This window comes from Shinella sp. NM-101, assembly GCF_021401195.1.
In the GTDB taxonomy this organism is placed as follows: domain Bacteria; phylum Pseudomonadota; class Alphaproteobacteria; order Rhizobiales; family Rhizobiaceae; genus Shinella.
Genome location: NZ_JACBFT010000008.1, coordinates 43876 through 62154, shown reverse-complemented (window position 1 = coordinate 62154; position 18279 = coordinate 43876). Strand labels below are relative to the sequence as shown.

15 protein-coding genes are annotated in these 18279 nt (G+C 64.7%); all 15 read left to right on the top strand.

Translation table 11 applies throughout. The annotated features are described in order from the left end of the window. Positions 1-67: 67 nt before the first annotated feature. The 15 genes from L0976_RS16170 (at position 68) to L0976_RS16100 (ending at position 18274) form a co-directional block, all read left to right on the top strand. A complete protein-coding gene (locus L0976_RS16170) occupies positions 68-1603 on the top strand; it encodes a sugar ABC transporter ATP-binding protein (RefSeq protein WP_234188303.1) in 1536 nt (511 codons plus the stop codon). Next, a complete protein-coding gene (locus tag L0976_RS16165; RefSeq protein ID WP_234188302.1) occupies positions 1600-2550 on the top strand; it encodes an ABC transporter permease in 951 nt (316 codons plus the stop codon). Before L0976_RS16170 ends, L0976_RS16165 begins: the two co-directional genes overlap by 4 nt. A 1-nt stretch (position 2551) precedes the next feature. Beyond that, entirely contained in the window at positions 2552-3523 is a 972-nt protein-coding gene (locus tag L0976_RS16160) for an ABC transporter permease (RefSeq protein WP_234188301.1), read from the top strand. Between the two features lie 30 nt (positions 3524-3553). Continuing rightward, on the top strand, positions 3554-5227 hold the full coding sequence (locus L0976_RS16155) for a GMC family oxidoreductase (RefSeq protein WP_234188300.1): 1674 nt from the start codon (positions 3554-3556) through the stop codon (positions 5225-5227). Position 5228: 1 nt separating this feature from the next. Continuing rightward, positions 5229-5636, top strand: coding sequence for a hypothetical protein (locus L0976_RS16150; protein WP_234188299.1), 408 nt, complete (start codon positions 5229-5231; stop codon positions 5634-5636). 31 nt (positions 5637-5667) lie between these two features. Continuing rightward, complete coding sequence (locus L0976_RS16145; RefSeq protein ID WP_203316352.1) at positions 5668-6045, top strand: carboxymuconolactone decarboxylase family protein; 378 nt, start codon at positions 5668-5670, stop codon at positions 6043-6045. Beyond that, positions 6042-7541 (top strand): aldehyde dehydrogenase, encoded by a 1500-nt coding sequence (locus tag L0976_RS16140; RefSeq protein ID WP_234188298.1) that lies wholly within the window; start codon positions 6042-6044, stop codon positions 7539-7541. Before L0976_RS16145 ends, L0976_RS16140 begins: the two co-directional genes overlap by 4 nt. A 27-nt stretch (positions 7542-7568) precedes the next feature. Continuing rightward, a complete protein-coding gene (locus tag L0976_RS16135) occupies positions 7569-9071 on the top strand; it encodes an aldehyde dehydrogenase family protein (RefSeq protein WP_370643692.1) in 1503 nt (500 codons plus the stop codon). A gap of 11 nt (positions 9072-9082) precedes the next feature. Further along, positions 9083-9997 carry an SMP-30/gluconolactonase/LRE family protein gene (locus tag L0976_RS16130; protein ID WP_234188296.1) on the top strand — a complete coding sequence of 305 codons (915 nt, stop codon included), beginning with the start codon at positions 9083-9085 and terminating at the stop codon, positions 9995-9997. Between the two features lie 49 nt (positions 9998-10046). Continuing rightward, entirely contained in the window at positions 10047-10976 is a 930-nt protein-coding gene (locus L0976_RS16125) for a LysR substrate-binding domain-containing protein (RefSeq protein WP_203316349.1), read from the top strand. A 284-nt stretch (positions 10977-11260) separates the two neighbouring features. Next, a complete protein-coding gene (locus tag L0976_RS16120; protein WP_234188295.1) occupies positions 11261-13306 on the top strand; it encodes a hydantoinase/oxoprolinase family protein in 2046 nt (681 codons plus the stop codon). After that, complete coding sequence (locus L0976_RS16115; protein ID WP_234188294.1) at positions 13306-15063, top strand: hydantoinase B/oxoprolinase family protein; 1758 nt, start codon at positions 13306-13308, stop codon at positions 15061-15063. The genes L0976_RS16120 and L0976_RS16115 overlap by 1 nt, the downstream gene beginning before the upstream one ends. 48 nt (positions 15064-15111) lie before the next feature. Further along, the gene (locus tag L0976_RS16110; RefSeq protein WP_234188293.1) at positions 15112-16272 is read left to right on the top strand and encodes a CaiB/BaiF CoA-transferase family protein; all 1161 of its coding nucleotides are present in this window, start codon (positions 15112-15114) and stop codon (positions 16270-16272) included. Beyond that, on the top strand, positions 16269-17084 hold the full coding sequence (locus L0976_RS16105) for an enoyl-CoA hydratase/isomerase family protein (protein WP_234188292.1): 816 nt from the start codon (positions 16269-16271) through the stop codon (positions 17082-17084). The genes L0976_RS16110 and L0976_RS16105 overlap by 4 nt, the downstream gene beginning before the upstream one ends. 32 nt (positions 17085-17116) lie before the next feature. Then, complete coding sequence (locus tag L0976_RS16100; RefSeq protein WP_234188291.1) at positions 17117-18274, top strand: ABC transporter substrate-binding protein; 1158 nt, start codon at positions 17117-17119, stop codon at positions 18272-18274. Positions 18275-18279 lie beyond the last annotated feature (5 nt).

The window sequence follows — 18279 nt, the reverse complement described above, 5'->3', positions numbered from 1 at the left end:
CCCAGGCGTTTTCCGGCGCGCAGGAATGCGCGCCGGCTTTTCACAGGAGCGGGATCGAGTGCGGGACATGTCATCAACGGTTATCGAGCTGCGTCAGATCGAGAAGTCATATCCGGGCGTCAAGCCGCTCGACCGGGTGGACTTCACGGTTCGCCCCGGCGAGGTCCACGCGCTTCTCGGGGAAAACGGCGCGGGCAAATCAACGCTCACGCGGGTCATCGGCGGTGCCGTGCGGCCGGACGCGGGCACGATCACCTATCTCGGCAGGACCGTCGCCTGGAAGAACCCGCGGCAAGCCCGCGAAGCCGGCATCCATATCATCCATCAGGAACTCGCCCTCTTCCCGGAGCTCTGCGTGGCGGAGAACATCCTCGTCGATGCGCAGCCGCGCGGCGTCCTCGGTTTCATCTCCGACAAGGCCCGCCACGCGCGTGCCGCCGAAATCCTGGCGCAGCTCGGTGTCGATATTCCGACGCGGGCCCATATCGACGAGCTTCCGCTCGCCGACCAGCAGATGGTCGAGATCGCCAAGGCCCTGGTCGGCGACCTGAAGCTGCTCATCCTCGACGAGCCGACGGCGGTCATCTCCGGCAAGGAGGTCGATCTGCTCTTCGCCAACATGCGCCGTCTGCGCGGCCAGGGCGTCGGGATCGTCTATATCTCGCACCGGCTCGAGGAGATCTTCGAGATCGCCGACCACGTCACCATCCTCAAGGACGGTCAGGTGGTCGATTCCAGGCCCGTCGGCGCGATGACGCGCACCGAGATGATCACCGGCATGGTCGGCCGCCAGCTCGAGCAGATCTATCCCGCCCGCCGGACGGTCGCGCCTTCCGGCGACACGGTGCTTTCCATTCGCGGCCTGGCGGCGGGGCCGCGCGTGCGCGACGTCTCGCTCGACGTCCGGCCCGGCGAAATCGTCGGCGTCGCGGGCATGGTGGGCTCGGGCCGCACGGAGGTCGCCGAGGCCGTGTTCGGCATGCGCGGCATCGACAGCGGCACGATCGAGCTGGACGGCAAGCCGCTCGGGGACCATCGCCCGCGGGCTGCCATCGATCGCGGCGTCGGCTTCCTGACGGAGAACCGCAAGGACGAAGGCCTTTTTCTCAACCTGCCCATTTCAAGCAACATCGTGGCGCCGGACCTTGGCCGCGTCACGCGTCGCGGACTGGTCGACCGCTCGCGCGAGCGGGAGATCGCCAGACGCCAGATCGCCGATTTCGCCGTCGCGACGCCATCGCCCGAAGTCAAGGTCGGGAGCCTGTCGGGCGGCAACCAGCAGAAGGTGCTGTTCAGCCGCTGGTCCCGCATCTCGGACCGGTTGCTGATCCTCGACGAGCCGACGCGCGGCGTCGATATCGGCGCGAAGGTCGAGATCTACCGGCTCATCCGCAAGCTGGCGGATTCGGGGGTCGGCGTCCTGATGATCAGTTCCGAACTGCCTGAGGTGGTCGGCCTGTCGGACCGCGTGGTCGTCATGGCGCAGGGCCATGTCGTCGGCGAGGTGCCGGGCGAGGCGCTCTCCGAAGAGGCGATCATGGCGCTCGCCGTGAAGACCGTCGACCGGCGCAATGCCGCGGCACGGCTGGGAGAGGTGGCATGAGCGCCCTGTTGATGGACCTGCGGCGCAACCGCCTGATGATGTCCTATCTCATCGTCGGCGGGCTCATCCTGCTCATTCTCGTGGCGGGCGGCGTGCTGTCGGACCGGTTCCTCACCTGGCGCAACGTCACGAACGTGCTCCAGCAACTGATCGTGCTGGGCCTCGTCAGCCTCGGGCAGACCTTCGTCGTGCTGATGGGCGGCATTGACCTTGCCATAGGCTCGCTGGTCAGCGCCGTCACCGTCTTTCTCGCCAATTTCCTCGACTGGCGGCCGGACCTGGTCTGGCTGGCCGTTCCGCTGGCGCTCGCCGCCGCCGCGGCCGTCGGTGCGGTGAACGGCATCCTGACGGTGGTCCTGCGCGTCCATCCGCTGATCGTGACGCTCGGCATGTCGTCGGTGATCTTCGGCGGAACGCTGATGTACCGCAAGGAACCCGGCGGTTCGATCCCGCGTGCCCTCGAAGACATCGCCTACCGAAATGTCGGCGGCATTCCCGTCAGTGCCATCGTCCTCGTCGTCGTCTTCGCCATTGCCGGGCTCTGGCTTCAGCGCACGCGCGCCGGGCGGAACATCTATTTCGTCGGAGGCGATGCGGAAGCGGCACGGCTCAACGGCCTGGCCGTCGGGCGCATCACGGTCATGGCCTATGCGCTTTCCGGCCTTTGCGCCGGCATTGCGGGGCTCTTCCTCACGGCCCGCACCGGTGTTGGCGATCCGCGCATCGGCGCCGCGCTGACATTGCAGTCGATCACGCCCGTCGTGGTCGGCGGGACCATCCTTGCCGGCGGGCGCGGCGGCGTGTTCGGCACCTTCCTCGGGGTGCTTCTCGTGACGATGCTCAACAGCCTGCTGAACTTCGTCGGTGTCTCGTCCTACTACCAGTGGATCATCCAGGGCGTGATCATCATCGTTGCAGTCGGTTTCCATACCGTGCGGAGGAAGTGACATGGCGCCCCTAGAAGCCACCTTGCCGAAATCCAGAAGGAGCTTCTCGATGGCCGCGCTGTTCGAGCGGTTCGGGCTCGCCATCTTCCTCGGCGTGCTGCTCGTCGCCGCCGCGCTGCTGTCGCCGACATTCCTGCGGCCCGCCAACCTCGTCAACGTCCTGACCATCGCCGCGCCGCTCGGCATGGTGGTCGTCGGCCAGGCCTTCGTCATCATGGTGCGCGGGCTGGACCTGTCCGTCGCCTCGCTGATGGCGACCGTTGCCGTGCTCGCCACGGCCTTCAAGGCGACGAGCAACGACGCGATCCCGGTGATCTTCCTCGCCGCCATCGTCCTCTCGGCCCTTGTCGGCTTCGTCAACGGCTGGCTGGTCGCGAAACGGAATGTCAGCCCGTTCCTGGCGACGCTGGCGATGATGATCATCCTGCAGGGCGTGCGCTTCGCCTATACCGGCGGCGCGCCGATCAGCACGCTGCCGCCGGGCATGTCGTTCCTGGCGTCCGGCCGCATCTGGGGCATTCCGGTCAACCTGACGACGCTTGCCGTCATGGCGGTGGTGCTGTCCATCGTGCTGCACCGCTCGCGGCTCGGGCGCGAGATCTTCATGGTCGGCAGCAATCCGAAGGCGGCGTTCCTCAACGGCATCGCGCCCGACCGGGTCACCATCGCCTGCTACGTCATCTGTTCCGTCTGCGCGGGCATCGGCGGGCTGTTCCTGCTCGGCTATGTCGGCACCGTGTCCAACTGGGTCGGCCAGGGCTACGAGCTCGATTCCATCGTCGCGGCGGTCATGGGGGGCGTCGCGCTGTCGGGCGGGCGCGGCACCATCCTGGGGGCGCTACTGGGTGTCGCCGTCCTCGTCGTCATCAACAATCTCGTGCTGCTGCTCGGGTTTCCGATCGAAATGCAGCTCATCATCAAGGGCATCATCATCATCGGCGCGGCGGCCTTCTATCGCACGCGGCTAGTTTGAGGCGCCAAGGCGCCGGGAATGGAGGAACATATGGCAATCGAGAACCTTGCCGACAGGGGCGCGCGTCCGCGGCGCGACGAGGAGGTGGATGTCGTCATCGTCGGGGCCGGCCCGTCCGGCTCCGTGGCGGCCTTGCACCTGGCGCGCGCCGGCGTTTCCGTCGTCGTGCTGGAGCAGGGCGACTGGCCGGAATACAACGACTATACCGGCGCCCGGCCCGAGCATGAGCTGGTCAGCACCAAGCTCTGGCATCCCAATCCCAATGTCCGCGACAATCCGAACGACTATCCTGTCGACACGTCCACGACGGACATCAACCCGCTGATGTTCGCCGGGGTCGGCGGCAGCGCCACGCTCTACGGCGCGCAGTGGATGCATTTCCTGCCGTCGGATTTCCGGGTGCGCTCGATGGACGGCGTCGCGGAGGACTGGCCGTTCAGCTACGAGGACCTTCTGCCCTACCAGCTGGAGATCGAGCGGGAGGTCGGCGTGTCCGGGCTTGCCGGCGATCCCGCCTTCCCGCCGCGCCCGGCCTATCCCTTCGCCGCCCTGCCGATGGGCTCCGTCGGCCGCCGGGGCGCGCTCGGCATGGAGAATATGGGCTGGCACTGGTGGCCGGGCAGCAACGCCATCCCGTCCGAGAAATTCGGCGAGCTCAACGCCTGCGTTCGGCGCGGCACCTGCCTGACCGGCTGTCCCGAGGGGGCGAAGTCGACGACGGACCGCTCGCACTGGCCGCTCGCCCTCAAGGCCGGCGCGCGTCTCGTGACCCGCGCGCGCGTCAAGGAGATCGAGACCAACGACCAGGGGCTTGCCACCGGCGTCGTCTATGTCGATGCCAATGGCCGGGATCGCCGGCAGCGCGCCAAGGTGGTCATCGTGTGCGCAAACGGCGTCGGCACGCCGCGCCTGCTGCTGATGTCCGGCGGCAGCCGCAATCCGGACGGTCTTGCCAATTCTTCCGGCCTCGTCGGCAAGCGCCTCATGATGCACCCCTTCGCGAGCGTTCTTGCCTCCTACGAGGATCCACTCGATTCCTGGCGCGGTCCTTTCGGCCAGCAGGTCTATTCGCTCGAATTCTACGAGACCGACGAGAGCCGGGGTTTCGTGCGCGGCTCCAAGTGGAACTGCATGCCGTCGGGCGGGCCTGTCGGTGTGTCCGGCGCCATCGGCTCGAAGGTCTATGTGGCGGAGGAGGGGCGTTTCCAAGATTTCTGGGGCGGGAACCTGCACGACAATGTCGACCGCCGCTTCGGCCATTCGCTCATCTGGGGCATCGTTGGCGAGGACCTGCCGGAGGAGAGCAACCAGGTCGTGCTGTCCAGGGACCTCGTCGATTCCGACGGGCTTCCCGCGCCGCAGATCATCTACAAGGTCAACGAGAACTCGAACCGCCTCCTGCAGTTCAACATCGACCGCTGCCTGGAATCCGTGAAGGCGGCGGGCGCGATCGAAACGCTCGTCTCGACGCCCGTGCGCGAATCCGGCTGGCACCTGATCGGCACCTGCGTGATGGGGGCCGATCCGAAGACATCGGTCGTCGACCAGTTCGGCGCCTGCCATGACGTGCCGAACCTCTACATCATGGATGCCTCGACCTTCCCGACATCCGGCGCGACCAATCCGACGGCCACCATCATGGCCGTCGCCCTTCGCAACACGCGCCGGATGATTGCCGAGCGCCGAAACCAGAAGGTGGCCTGACATGACGCGCGAGGAGATTTTTCTGGCGCTCGCGGATTTCCTGATCCCGGCCCACAAGCGCATGCCGAAATTCAGCGACGTCTGCACGTTCGCCGACGCCGGGACCGCGCTCGATTTCCGTGTCGACCTCAAGGAGGGCTTCGCGGACGCCTTGCAGATCGATCTTTCCGCCGGCCCCGAGGCGCATCTCGAAGAGATCAACCGCGACAGGCCGGCGGCGTTCAGCGCCGTCACCACGATCGCCGTCGCCACCTACTACATGAACCCGAAGGTGCGCGCGCTGATCGGCTATCCGGGCCAGGAAAACGTTCAGTACGACCCGAAGGCGACACAGGAATACATCACCGACGGTTCGCTCGGAAACGTCATTGCGCGTGGTCGCAAGTATCGGCCCACACCGGGCCTCTAACCTCCCAAGCCTGACAGAAAGGAATACCGAAATGAGCAAGGACGTGTTCGACAAGGGTCTGGAGATCCGCAAGTCGGTTCTCGGACCGGAGTTCGTCGAAAAGTCGTTCAACAGCGCGGACGACTTCAATCGTCCGCTCCAGGAGCTGGTGACCGAATATTGCTGGGGCGCCGTCTGGGGCCGTGACACGCTCGACAACAAGACGCGCAGCATGCTGAACCTTGCCATGCTCGCCTCGCTCAACCGCCCGCACGAGCTGAAGATGCACGTCAAGGGCGCGCTGCGCAACGGCGTGACGAAGGACGAGATCCGCGAGGTCCTCCTCCAGGTCGTCATCTATGCCGGCGTGCCGGCCGGCGTCGATGCCTTCCGCCTCGCCCGCGAAGCCATGCAGGAAGCCGGGGCATGATCGCGCGTCCGCCACTTGCCGAGGAAAAACTCGAAATGCTGATCGGCGGCCGCTGGACCGCCGCGGCGTCGGGCGATTACTTCGAATCCTTCGATCCCTTCACCGGCAGGCCCTGGGCGCTCGTGCCGAGGGCTGGCGTCGCCGATGCCGACCAGGCGGTCGAGGCGGCGGCGGAAGCGTTCCGCGGCGAGTGGCGGACGATGACGGCGACGGCGCGCGGGCAGCTTCTCTGCCGCTTCGCCGATCTCGTGGCGGAGGAGGCCGAGACCCTCGCCGTCCTGGAGACGCGGGACAACGGCAAGCTGATCAACGAAATGCGGATGCAATGCAGGTACATTCCGCAATGGTTCCGCTTCTTCGGCGGGCTTGCCGACAAGATCGAGGGCCGGGTCATACCGATCGACAAGCCCGGCGTGTTCAACTACACGCGCCGCGAGCCGCTCGGCGTCGTGACGGCGATCACGCCCTGGAATTCGCCGCTCATGCTGGCGACCTGGAAGCTCGCGCCGGCCCTTGCGGCGGGCAACACCGCCGTCTGGAAGCCTTCGGAATTCTCCTCCGTCTCGGCGATCGCCTTCGCGAAGCTCTTCGAGAAGGCGGGCTTTCCCAAGGGCGTGGTCAATCTCGTGACCGGGTTCGGAAGCGAGATCGGCGATCGCCTCGTCACCCATCCGGCCGTCGCCAAGGTCGCCTTCACCGGGGGCGATGCGACCGGACGGCGCGTCTACCAGTCGGCCGCCGGCGGCTTGAAGAAAGTGACGCTCGAACTCGGCGGGAAGTCGGCCAACATCGTGTTCGCCGACGCCAAAATGGCGGCGGCGGTCCCGGGCCTCGTCTCCGGCATCTTCGCCGCGACCGGGCAGACCTGCATCGCCGGCTCGCGGGCGCTCGTGCAGCGGTCGGTCTATGACGAGGTGACGGAAAAGCTGGTCGCCTTCGCGCGCACGGCCCGCATCGGCGATCCGCTCGACCCCGAGACCCAGGTGGGGCCGATCACGACCGAGCCCCAGCGAAGGAAGGTGCTCGACTATATCGACATCGCCCGCAACGAGGGGGCGAGCCAGCTTCTCGGCGGCAAGGCGCCGGACGATCCGGCGATCGCAAGCGGCTGGTTCGTCGAGCCGACCATCTTCGGCAACGTCGCCCAGTCCATGCGCATCGCCCGCGAGGAGGTGTTCGGCCCGGTCCTGTCGGTCATCCCCTTCGAGGACGAGGAGGAAGCGATCGCCATCGCCAACGACAGCATCTATGGCCTGGCCGCCGGTGTCTGGACACAGGATCTCGGCCGCGCCATCCGCATGCCGGAGCGCCTGGAGGCCGGCAGCGTCTGGGTGAACATGTACCGGGCAACCAGCTACCTTTCGCCCTTTGGCGGCTACAAGCAGTCCGGCTTCGGCCGGGAGAACGGCCGCACGGCCATCGATGAATATCTGCAGGAAAAAAGCGTGTGGATCGACGCGGGGAACTCCATTCCCGCGCCCTTCGTGCAGCGCTGACCTGAGCAACGGACCGGGAGGATGTCCATGACCGCGCATATCGACGCGTCGAAATTTCTCGACCCCAGGGTCGCCGCCTTCGTATCGGGCAGGCACGCGATGCTGATCGGCGGCCAATGGCTGCCGGCGGCCTCGGGCAGGACGCTCGATGTTCTCGATCCGTCGAGCGGCAAGGTCATCGCCGCGGTTCCGGCCGGCGAGGGCGCCGATGTCGATCTCGCGGTGAAGGCCGCGCGCAAGGCGTTCTCCGGCCCGTGGTCGTCCATGGTGCCGGCCGAGCGCGCCAAGCTGATATGGAGGCTGGCCGACCTGATCGAGCAGCATGTCGACATGCTCGGGCCGATCAACTCCTATGAATGCGGCAAACCCATCGGCGATTCCCGCAACGGCGAGGTGCCCTTCACCGCCGAGACGTTCCGCTACTATGCCGGCTGGGCGACGAAGCTCAACGGCGAGTCCATGACGATCAACGCGCCGGGCGACTGGCATGCCTATACCCGGCGGGAACCGGTCGGGGTCGTCGGGCAGATCATCCCGTGGAATTTCCCGCTCGCCATGCTCGCCTGGAAAGTGGCGCCGGCGCTTGCGACCGGCTGCACCATCGTGCTCAAGCCGGCCGAGCAGACGCCCATCGGCGCGCTCTATTTCGGCAAGCTCGTCGAGGAGGCGGGGATCCCGGAAGGCGTCGTCAACATCGTCACGGGCTTCGGCGAGGCGGCGGGCGCTGCCATGTCCGGCCATCCTGATATCGACAAGATCGCCTTCACCGGCTCGACCGAGGTCGGCAAGATGATCGCGCGGGCGGCGACCGGCAACCTGAAGAAGGTCAGCCTCGAACTCGGCGGAAAGGCGCCGACGATCGTCCTTGCCGATGCCGATGTCGAGATGGCTGTCGCGGGCGCCTCCAGCGCGGCCTTCTTCAATGCCGGCCAAAGCTGCGGCGCCGGCACGCGGTTCTTCGTGCACCGGAAGATCTACGACAAGGTCATGGCCGGGGTTGCCGAACGGGCGGAGAAGCTTCGGCTCGGGCCGGGCCTCGACCCTTCGAGCGAACTTGGACCGGTCGTCTCGCAGCAGCAGATGGAGCGTATCACGCGCCTGATTTGCGAGGGCAAATCGAGCGGCGCGGAGATCGTCACCGGCGGCGGGCGGGCGGGCGACACGGGGTATTTCGTCAAGCCGACGATCATATCGAACACGACCCGGGACATGTCCGTCATTCGCGAGGAGATCTTCGGGCCGGTGGCATGCGCCATGCCGTTCGACGACGAGGATCTCGATGCGCTCGCGCGCGATGCGAACGATACCGAATACGGGCTTGCCGCCTCGATCTGGACCAACAATCTCGGTGCGGCCCATCGGCTCGCCGCGAAGATCAAGTCTGGTACGGTGTGGATCAACTGCCACAACTTCAACGACGTGACCATGCCCTTCGGCGGCTTCAAGCAGTCCGGCTGGGGGCGCGAGCTCGGCGCGCAGGCGCTCGATCTCTATACCCAGACGAAGACGGTCGCGATCCGGTTGCCGTGACGGAGACGGGCATGTCCTGCTACGAGATACTCGATCCGCGCTTTGCCGATCTCATCGATCCGGTCGCCTTCCTCGAAACGATCCACACCGGCAACAGATGGGCCGAAGGGCCTGTCTATTTCGCCGACATGCGGTGCCTTGTCTGGAGCGACATTCCGAACGACCGCATCTTGAAATGGGACGAGGAGACCGGCGCCGTCTCGCTGCTCCGCGGCCATGTCGCCAATCCGAACGGCAGCACGCGAGACCGGCAGGGACGGCTGGTCACCTGCATGCAGGGAGAGCGGCGCGTGGTGAGGACCGAATGGGACGGGTCCATCACCGTCCTGGCGGATGCCTATGACGGACGGCGGCTCAACTCGCCGAACGACGTGGTCGTGAAGTCCGACGGCAGCATCTGGTTCACCGATCCGAACTACGGCATCATCTCGGACTATGTCGGGCGAAAGGACATCCAGGAGCAGCCGGCGTGCCATGTCTACCGCATCGATCCGGCGACCGGGAACCTTGCGATCGTCGCCGACGATTTCGCAATGCCCAACGGGCTTGCATTCTCTCCGGACGAAAAGCAGCTCTACGTTGCGGATTCCGGCTATTTGACGGATCGCAGCGCGCCGCACCATGTACGGTTGTTTGACGTCGAAAACGACCGGCTGATAAATTCCCGCGTGTTCGCGGACATTTCCCCGGGCATTCCCGACGGCCTGCGCGTCGACATTGCGGGCAACCTGTGGGTCAGTGCCTGGGATGGCGTTCAGGCCCATCATCCGGACGGCACCCTGCTCGGGAAAATCCGCGTCCCTGAAATGGTTGCCAACGTGGCGTTTGGCGGACCCCGCAACAACCGGCTGTTCATCACGGCGACGACGTCGGTCTATGCGGTTTTCCTGAACATACGCGGACTGCGCTACCCTTTCGGATTCTGAGGCACAGGCATGCGGCGTGCCGCAGCGAACGAGAAGAGCAGGGCACGCGTTGGACACGAAACAGCTTCAGGTCTTCGTTGCCGTCGGCGCTGCGGGCAGCTTTTCCAAGGCCGCACTCGACCTCAACGTGACGCAGCCGATGATCACGCGGCACATCCGGGGCCTGGAAGAAGAGCTGGGGGTCGAGCTGTTCTACAGAAACGGACGTGGCGTGGTGCTGACGGAGGCGGGCGTTCTGCTGAAGGCGCATGCCGACGAGATCGTCGAGCGCATGCGCCTGGCGCAGAATGCGGTCGCCAACCTCAAATCGTCGCCGCGCGGGCGGCTGGTGCTCGGCGTTCCGCCCTCCGTCGGAACCGTGTTGACCGTTCCCCTCGTCAAGAAGATCAAGAACGAATTCCCGCATGTGGCGCTACAGGTCATCGAGGGCTTCAGCGGGCATATCCTGGAATGGCTGATCGCCGGCCGCATCGACGCTGCCGTTCTTTACAACTCTCCCAATCATCCCTCGGTGCTGACGGAACCGCTCGCCGACGACGAGCTCTTTCTCATCGGCCCGGCGTTCGGCGACATGCGCCCGCCGCAAGGACCGGTCGATCTCGGCATCTTTGCCCGCGTGCCGATGATCCTGCCCAGCAGGCCGCACGGCCTGCGCCGGCTCATCGACAACATCCTGACGGAGCGCGGCATCTATCCGAATGTCGAGATGGAGCTGGAAGCCATGCCGTCCACCCTCCTGCTCGTCGAGGAAGGGGCCGGTTTCACGGTCCTGCCCTACGCCTCCGTTCACATCCTGGCCGAAGCCGGGCGCGTCGAGGTTTGGCCTTTCGATCCGCCGATCACGCGCAAGCTCATCCTGGCCACGTCTTCGCAGCGCCCCATGTCCTCGACCTATCGCCCGCTATTCCGAACGGTACGCACGGAGCTGCGTGACATCATGTCCACGCACATCTGGAAGCCGAACGGCCTGGATTCCTGATCGGGCTGGTGCCTATCGATGCAACGTGGCTGTCGTTGAAACTTCATGACGGTCGCGTCATGTGCAGGAGCTGCCGCGAACGTCTCGAACTGTGCACCCTGATGACCGGAAAGCACGGCGAGCGCCGGGTACGATGGTCTCCTATTCGGGGCCTGTCCCGTGAGGCTTCCAAAAAGTCATGCTTACCGGCAGATAAAGTCGTTTGCATCACCAACTCCATAGAAGGCATTGTGTCTTCAAGAACAAGAAAGCGGCGCGGAACCGACGACGCATCTGGAGGAAACGTGAAAAGAATCGGAATTGATGTCGGGGGCACGTTCACGGACGTGGTCCTGATAGATGACGGCTTGGGCCGAATGTGGTTCACGAAGGTTGCGACCACGCCACAGGATCCGGCACGCGGTGCGCTCGACGGTATCCGGAAGATCATCAGCCAGTCTGGCGCGGATTATGCCGAGATCGCACGCATCGGTCACGGCACCACGATTGCCACCAATCTGATCGTCGAGGGCAAGGGCGCCAGGACGGCGCTGCTGACGACGAAAGGGTTCAGGGACATCCTCGAGATTCGCCGCGTATCGCGACATGATCGCGCCGATCTCTATGATCTCTTCTTCAAGAACCCCGCACCGCTCGTTCCGCGCCGGCTGCGCCTCGAGGTCGACGAGCGTGTCGCCTTTGACGGAGAAGTGCTGCGGCCCCTCGACACCGCGCAGTTCCAGGAGTTGAGCGCGGTCCTGAAAAACGCGGAGATTGAAGCCGTCGCCATCTGCCTGCTTCACGCCCATGTGAACCCGGCTCACGAGAAGGCGGTCGTCTCGTTCCTGCAGGCAGAACTGCCGGACGTCTTCGTCACGTCCTCCTGCGACGTCAATCCGGAAATGTACGAATACGAGCGCACCAGCACGACAGTCATCAACGGCATGATCGGGCCGAAGTGCAAGCGATACATATCCACCTTCGAACAGGAGGTCCGCAAGCTCGGCATCGATGGCGAAGTCCTGTTCATGCAGTCGAATGGTGGGCTGGCGGGCGCGCCGCTGGTCATGGACCGCCCGGTAACGTTGCTGGAATCAGGCCCTGCAGGCGGTGTTACAGCCGCGGTCAAGCTCTGCAAGCGCATCGGCATCGAGAACGCCATCACCGGGGATATGGGCGGTACGACGTTCGACGTCTCGATGATCCACGCGGGGCGACCGCAGTTGCGCACCAGCACGGTGCTTCAGACGGTGACCGTCCGCACGCCGACGATCGACATCGAGTCGATCGGCGCGGGCGGCGGTTCCATCGCCCGGATTGACGAGGCCGGCGGTCTGCGCATCGGACCGGACAGTGCCGGCGCGGTGCCGGGACCGGCCTGCTACGGACGCGGCGGGACCGATCCGACGATCACGGACTGCAACCTGATCCTCGGCTACATCGATCCCGACGGCTTCATGGACGGCGAACTCGAACTTGATATCCAAGCGGCGCGGAAAGCCGTCGATGTCCATCTGGCAAGGCCTCTTGGCGTCAGTATCGAGGCGGCGGCGCGCATCGTCCGTTCGATCGGAAGCTCGCTCATGGCGCAGGCCATCCGCCTTCTGACCGTCGAGCGAGGCTTCGACCCACGTGACTTCGCCTACATCCCCTTCGGCGGCGGCGGTCCGGTGCACGCGATCGAAATCGCCGACGAACTCGATATTGACCACGTCATCGTTCCGAACCTTCCCGGATTGCTCAGTGCCTTCGGCATGCTGATCGCAGACCAGACCTACGACCTTCAGCAGCCCGTGCTGGTAAATCTCGACGAACTGACGTCCGCAAGATTGCAAGCGTTGATGGCGGATCTGAAGCAGAAGGCGGACGAGGTGCTGGCAGCAGGCGGCGAGGGCTGGAACGGTGCGATTGCGCGCTACTCTGCCGACTGCCGTTACGCGGGTCAGGCCGAGACGCTCTCCGTCGACATCGATTCCGCGGCGGATGTGACGATGGACTCCATCGCTGAAGGCTTTGCCGTGGAGCACCAGCGGCATTGGAACTTCACTCGCAAGGGCGCTCCGGTGACGCTCGTCAATCTGCGTCTTCAGGTGACGCTGCCCACCGTTCTGAACATCCCGGCGCAAGCGTCCGGGGCGGGGGACGACGTCACGCCGTTCCGCCACCGCGCCGTCGTCATCGGGGGTGAACAGCAGCAGGTTGCTTGCTACCGGCGCGAGGCGCTGCGAGCCGGCGCCGCAATCGTCGGCCCCGGCATCATCGAGGAGCGCAGCTCCAGCCTTGTTTTCACGAAGGACTGGACAGCCGACCTCGACGGCGAGGGCAACATCCACCTGAAGAGGAATTCGTGATGCTCGATCGTATCACCTACGAGGTCTTGCGCAGCGCGCTCTACGCGACGGCGCGCGAGATGAAGGTCGCGATGATGCGGACCGCCGCAAGCCCGATCATTCACGCCGGCGGCGACGTTTCCGCGGCAATCTTCGATGCCGAAATGCGACTGGTCGCGCAGGGCAACGACATTCCGACCATGCTCGGATCCGCGGTCATATCGACGCGCGAATCCGTACTGGCCGTAGGCCGTGACAATCTTCGCCCGGGCGACGTCATCATCAGCAATGACGTCTATCTCGGCGGCGGCAATCACCAGCCCGACATCCAACTGACACGTCCCGTCTTTCTCGACGACGAGATCATCGCCTTCGTGATGACCCGCGGTCACTGGACGGACATCGGCGGCAAGAGCCCCGGCAGCTTTACGCCGGACACCTGGGACATCTTCGGCGAGGGCGTTCGCATCCCACCGGTGTTCATCTACCGCAAGGACGAGCCGGTGACGGACATCATGTCGATGATCGTTCACAACACCCGCAATCCCGATGCCTGCACACTCGACATCCTGGCGCAGTATGCCGGCACGTTCTGTGGCGACCGGCGCCTCCAGCAACTCGCGCGCAAGTACGGACCGGCTGCGCTCGCCGAGACCATGGCGGAAACACTCCTTTATTCCGAGCGCCGGATGCGCGCGCAGATCGAGGCGATTCCTGATGGGGTCTATACGGGCAGCGACTTCATAGAGCCCGTGGGTGACGCGGACCTCATTCCGATAAGAGTGAAGATCACCGTGGAAGGCGACAGCATCTGCTTCGACTACACGGGTACGGCGCCGCAGGTTCGCGGCGGCGTCAATTGCCCCCTGTCCGTCACCTGTAACAGCACCTGGTTTGCGGTGAAGGCCATCACGGACCTCAGCATTCCGATCAACCAGGGCTGCTACGAACCGGTCAAGATCATCGCCCCGGAAGGTTCGCTGGTGAACTGCGTCTACCCTGCGTCCGTGGTCAGCGGCAATACGGAGACCTCTCCGCGCATCATCGACCTGCTGCTGAGGACCTTGTCCTCGGCGCTGCCGGATCGTGTGATCGCGCAGAGCAACTGCGCGGCGTGCTGCGGCATCTTCAGCGGCGACGATCCGGATCTCGACCGTCGCAAAGCAATGCGCCGGACCTATGTGTCGACGATCGACGTTCATGCAGGCGGCATGGGCGCGCGCCCGGACAAGGATGGTGTTTCGGCCATTCGCGTCCTGGTCGGCAATGCGGGTGCGCAACCGGTGGAACTGATCGAGCACAACAGCCCGTTGACGATCGAGGAATGGGCGCTGGTGCCCGACACCGGCGGAGCAGGGCGCTGGCGTGGCGGCAACGCAGCCCGGCGAACCTACAAGGTCGGCTTCGAACAGGCGACATGCACCGTCATCGCGGAGCGCGGGCGGGTGGCGCCGAAAGGCCTCTTCAGTGGCCTCTCCGGTGCGACCTTCAACAGTTCGATCGAGCGGGGAAGCGGCGAGACGAAGATGCTCCGCGCCAAGAGCGAGCAGGAGATCATCGCGAAGGGGGATCGGGTCCGCATCCAGCCGGCAGGCGGCGGCGGCTATGGCGATCCGCTGGAGCGGCCCGCGGACGACGTATGGAGCGATGTTATCGACGGCTATGTTTCGGCGGAATCGGCCGAGCGGGACTATGGCGTGGTCGTTTCCGATGGTCGTCTCGATCCGGGCGCAACCGATGCTCTTCGCCACCAATTGCGTGCGCATCGCAGCGGCTGATCCGCATCGCGATCGGTAGCGACAATTTTCGAGAGATATGAGGATTACATGGCAAGCGTAAAGCCGCTGGAAGGCATCACAGTGATCGAGATCGGCCATAGCGTGGCCGGCCCTTATGCAGGTTTCATCCTTGCAGAACTGGGTGCGAAAGTCATCAAGCTGGAACGGCCCGGCGGCGGAGATTACGCGCGTGGCTGGGGGCCGCCCTTCTGGCGCGGCGATGCGGCCATCTTTCACGGCCTCAACCGGAATAAGCAGGCAATCTCCGTTGACCTCTCCGATCCCGCCGAGGTTGCGAAGATCAAGGCGCTGATCATCGACGATGTGGACGTCGTCATTCAGAATATGCGCTTCGGTGCCCTTGATCGCCTGGGCTTCGGTGCAGCCGATCTCAAGGCGATCAAGCCCGCTCTCATCTACTGCAACATCGGCGCGTTCGGCGCCACGGGACCGTTGCGCGAGAACCCGGGCTACGACCCACTCATGCAGGCCTTCAGCGGCATGATGAGCATCCTCGGGGAGGACGGCAGGCCGCCGATCCGCGTCGGGGTCTCCATCATCGACATGGCCTCCGGCATGTGGGCGGCCATCGGTGTGCTGGGGGCCTTGCTGGAGCGTGGGCGGACCGGCGAAGGCGGTGTCGTGGACTGCTCGCTCCTCGAAACCGCGCTCGCCTGGATGCTCAATCCGGTAACGTCCTATCTCTGCTCGGGAAAAATGCCAAAGCGGGTCGGCTCCGCATCGCCCGACATCGTCCCCTATCAGGCCTTCGAGACGCAGACCGGCTACATGATGGTGGCCGCCGGCAACGACAACCTGTTCCGCAAACTCTGCGAGGCGATCGGCCGGCCGGAGCTGGCGTCCGATCCGCGGTTTGCGACCAACAAGGACCGCGTCGTCAACCGGGCGGTCCTCGTCCCCATCCTCGGCGAGACTCTGCGCGAGCGGCCGGCGGACCATTGGTTCGGCGTCCTCGACCAGGCGGGCATCCCGAACGGCCCCATTCACACTGTCGATCAGGTTATCGCCCACCCGCAGGTCGAGGCGCTCGGCATTCTGCAGAAGGTGAATGACGATACCATGCGGCTGCTCGGACTGCCGGTGTCGTTCGACGGCGCGCGGGCAAGCCTTGACCGCGTCGCCCCGTCGGTCGGCCAGGACAACGGCGTCTATTTTCCGAGGCAATTGACGAAGGAGGTCAACTCTTGAGCACCCATAACGCGATCGACCGCGATAAATTCCAGATGCTCCGGGTGGAGGAACACAACCCGCATCTGCTTGTCGTCACCTTCAACCGGCCGCATGTCGCCAACGCCGTCAACACCGAAACGGGCCAGGAGCTTATCGATCTCTTCTCGGCTCTCCAGCATGACCCCGGCAATTACCGGGCGGTTGTCCTGACCGGTGCCGGCGAACGTCATTTCTGCGCGGGTGCGGACCTCAAGCAGCGCAAGGACATGACCACGGAGGCCTGGCGCGCGCAGCATGCGGTCTTCGAATCGATGCGTCAGGCGCTGCTCAATTGCCCCATTCCGCTTATCGGCGCCGTCAACGGCGCAGCCTATGCGGGCGGATGCGAAATGGTCCTGTGCTGCGATTTTGCCTACGCTTCGCCGAATGCGCGTTTCGCTCTGACCGAAGTGAAGATCGGCGTGATGCCGGGCGGCTCGGGCACCCAGACGATGCCGCGCGCTGTCGGGGAACGCCGGGCGAAGGAATTCATTTTCAGCGCGGTGCCCATTTCGGCGGAAACCGCACTGCAATGGGGCTTGGTCAATCGGATCGTTCCGGCAGAAGAGCTTCTCGCACAGACGAGCGCGGTGGCGGAGCGGATTTGCGCCAATGCGCCGTTGTCGATCCGCCAGGCGAAGAAGTCGATCCATTTCGGTATGCAGGCGGACCTGCGGACCGGCATGGCTTTCGAGATAGAGGCATACAACCGGCTTGTCGACACCGCTGATCGCGTGGAGGGAGTGAACGCGTTCAACGAAGGTCGCACGCCGGTATTCCAAGGCAAGTAGTCACGTCCAATCATAATCTGGGAGGATAAACGATGAAGCGTATAATAGCCATTCTTGCAGCAGCCATGGTCGCTGTGACCAATCCGGTCTTCGCCGAGCCCGGCGTCAGCGAGGATACGATCAAGATCGGTATCTTCGCGCCGCTGACGGGCAGTGCATCGATCTTCGGACGTGCCGCGTTCGGCGCCGAGGCCGTCTATAACGAAATCAATGAGAAGGGCGGCATCCACGGCCGCAAGATCGAGGTCGTTCGGGAGGACGACGGGTGCGATGCGGCCCGCGCGATCTCGGCCGTCAGAAAACTGACGGCGCAGGACGACGTGTTCATGATCCACGGTGGCGTGTGCAGCGGCACCGTGATGGCCGTGCGTGACGATCTCGAACGCCAGAACGTGCCGTTCGTCATCCTGGGCGCTGCCAGCGCCGGGATCGTGAAGCCCTTCAAGAAGAACCTCTTCCAGCCGATCCCGAACTCGGATGTCGTGGCCACCCAGATGGTGGATTTCGCCATGTCCAGGCCGGGCACGGCAAAGATCGCGCTGATCAGCCACACGGACGAGTGGGGCGAAACGAACTCGCGCGTCGCCACCGAGCACCTCAAGAACGCGTATGGCCTCGATATCTCGTTGAAACTGGCGCTGGAGCGCAGCACTACCGATGCGACGCCGCAGATCCTGCAACTGCGCAACGCACAGCCCGATTTCGTGCTGGCGATGCTCTATCCGGCGGAAACGGCGCTTCTCGTTCGTGACGCCCACAAGTTCGGCATGACCACGCCCATCCTCGGTAATTTCGGCGTGTCGCTGGAAGACACCCGCGATCGCGTCGGCGACATGGCGGCGATGGCGAATTTCTACACGTTCTATGCCTATGAGCCGGCGCTCAGCAGCCCGGAAATCGAACCCTGGACGAAGATGATCGCGAAGTATTTTCCAGATCATCGGGCCGATACTTTCAGCTACGAGGCCATGGGCGGCGCGCTCGCCGTCATCGAGGCGCTCAAGCAGGCCGGCCCCGATCTGACGCGGGACAAGTTCATCGGCGCCATGGAATCGATCACGGATTTCCAGTCCGGGATACTCAACACGCCGATCACGTTCTCGGCCGACAATCATGCCGGTGTGAATGGCGGGGCGATGATCGCCTACCGTGATGGAAAACCGACCGTCCTGAAGACCTGGTCCGAGTAACAGAT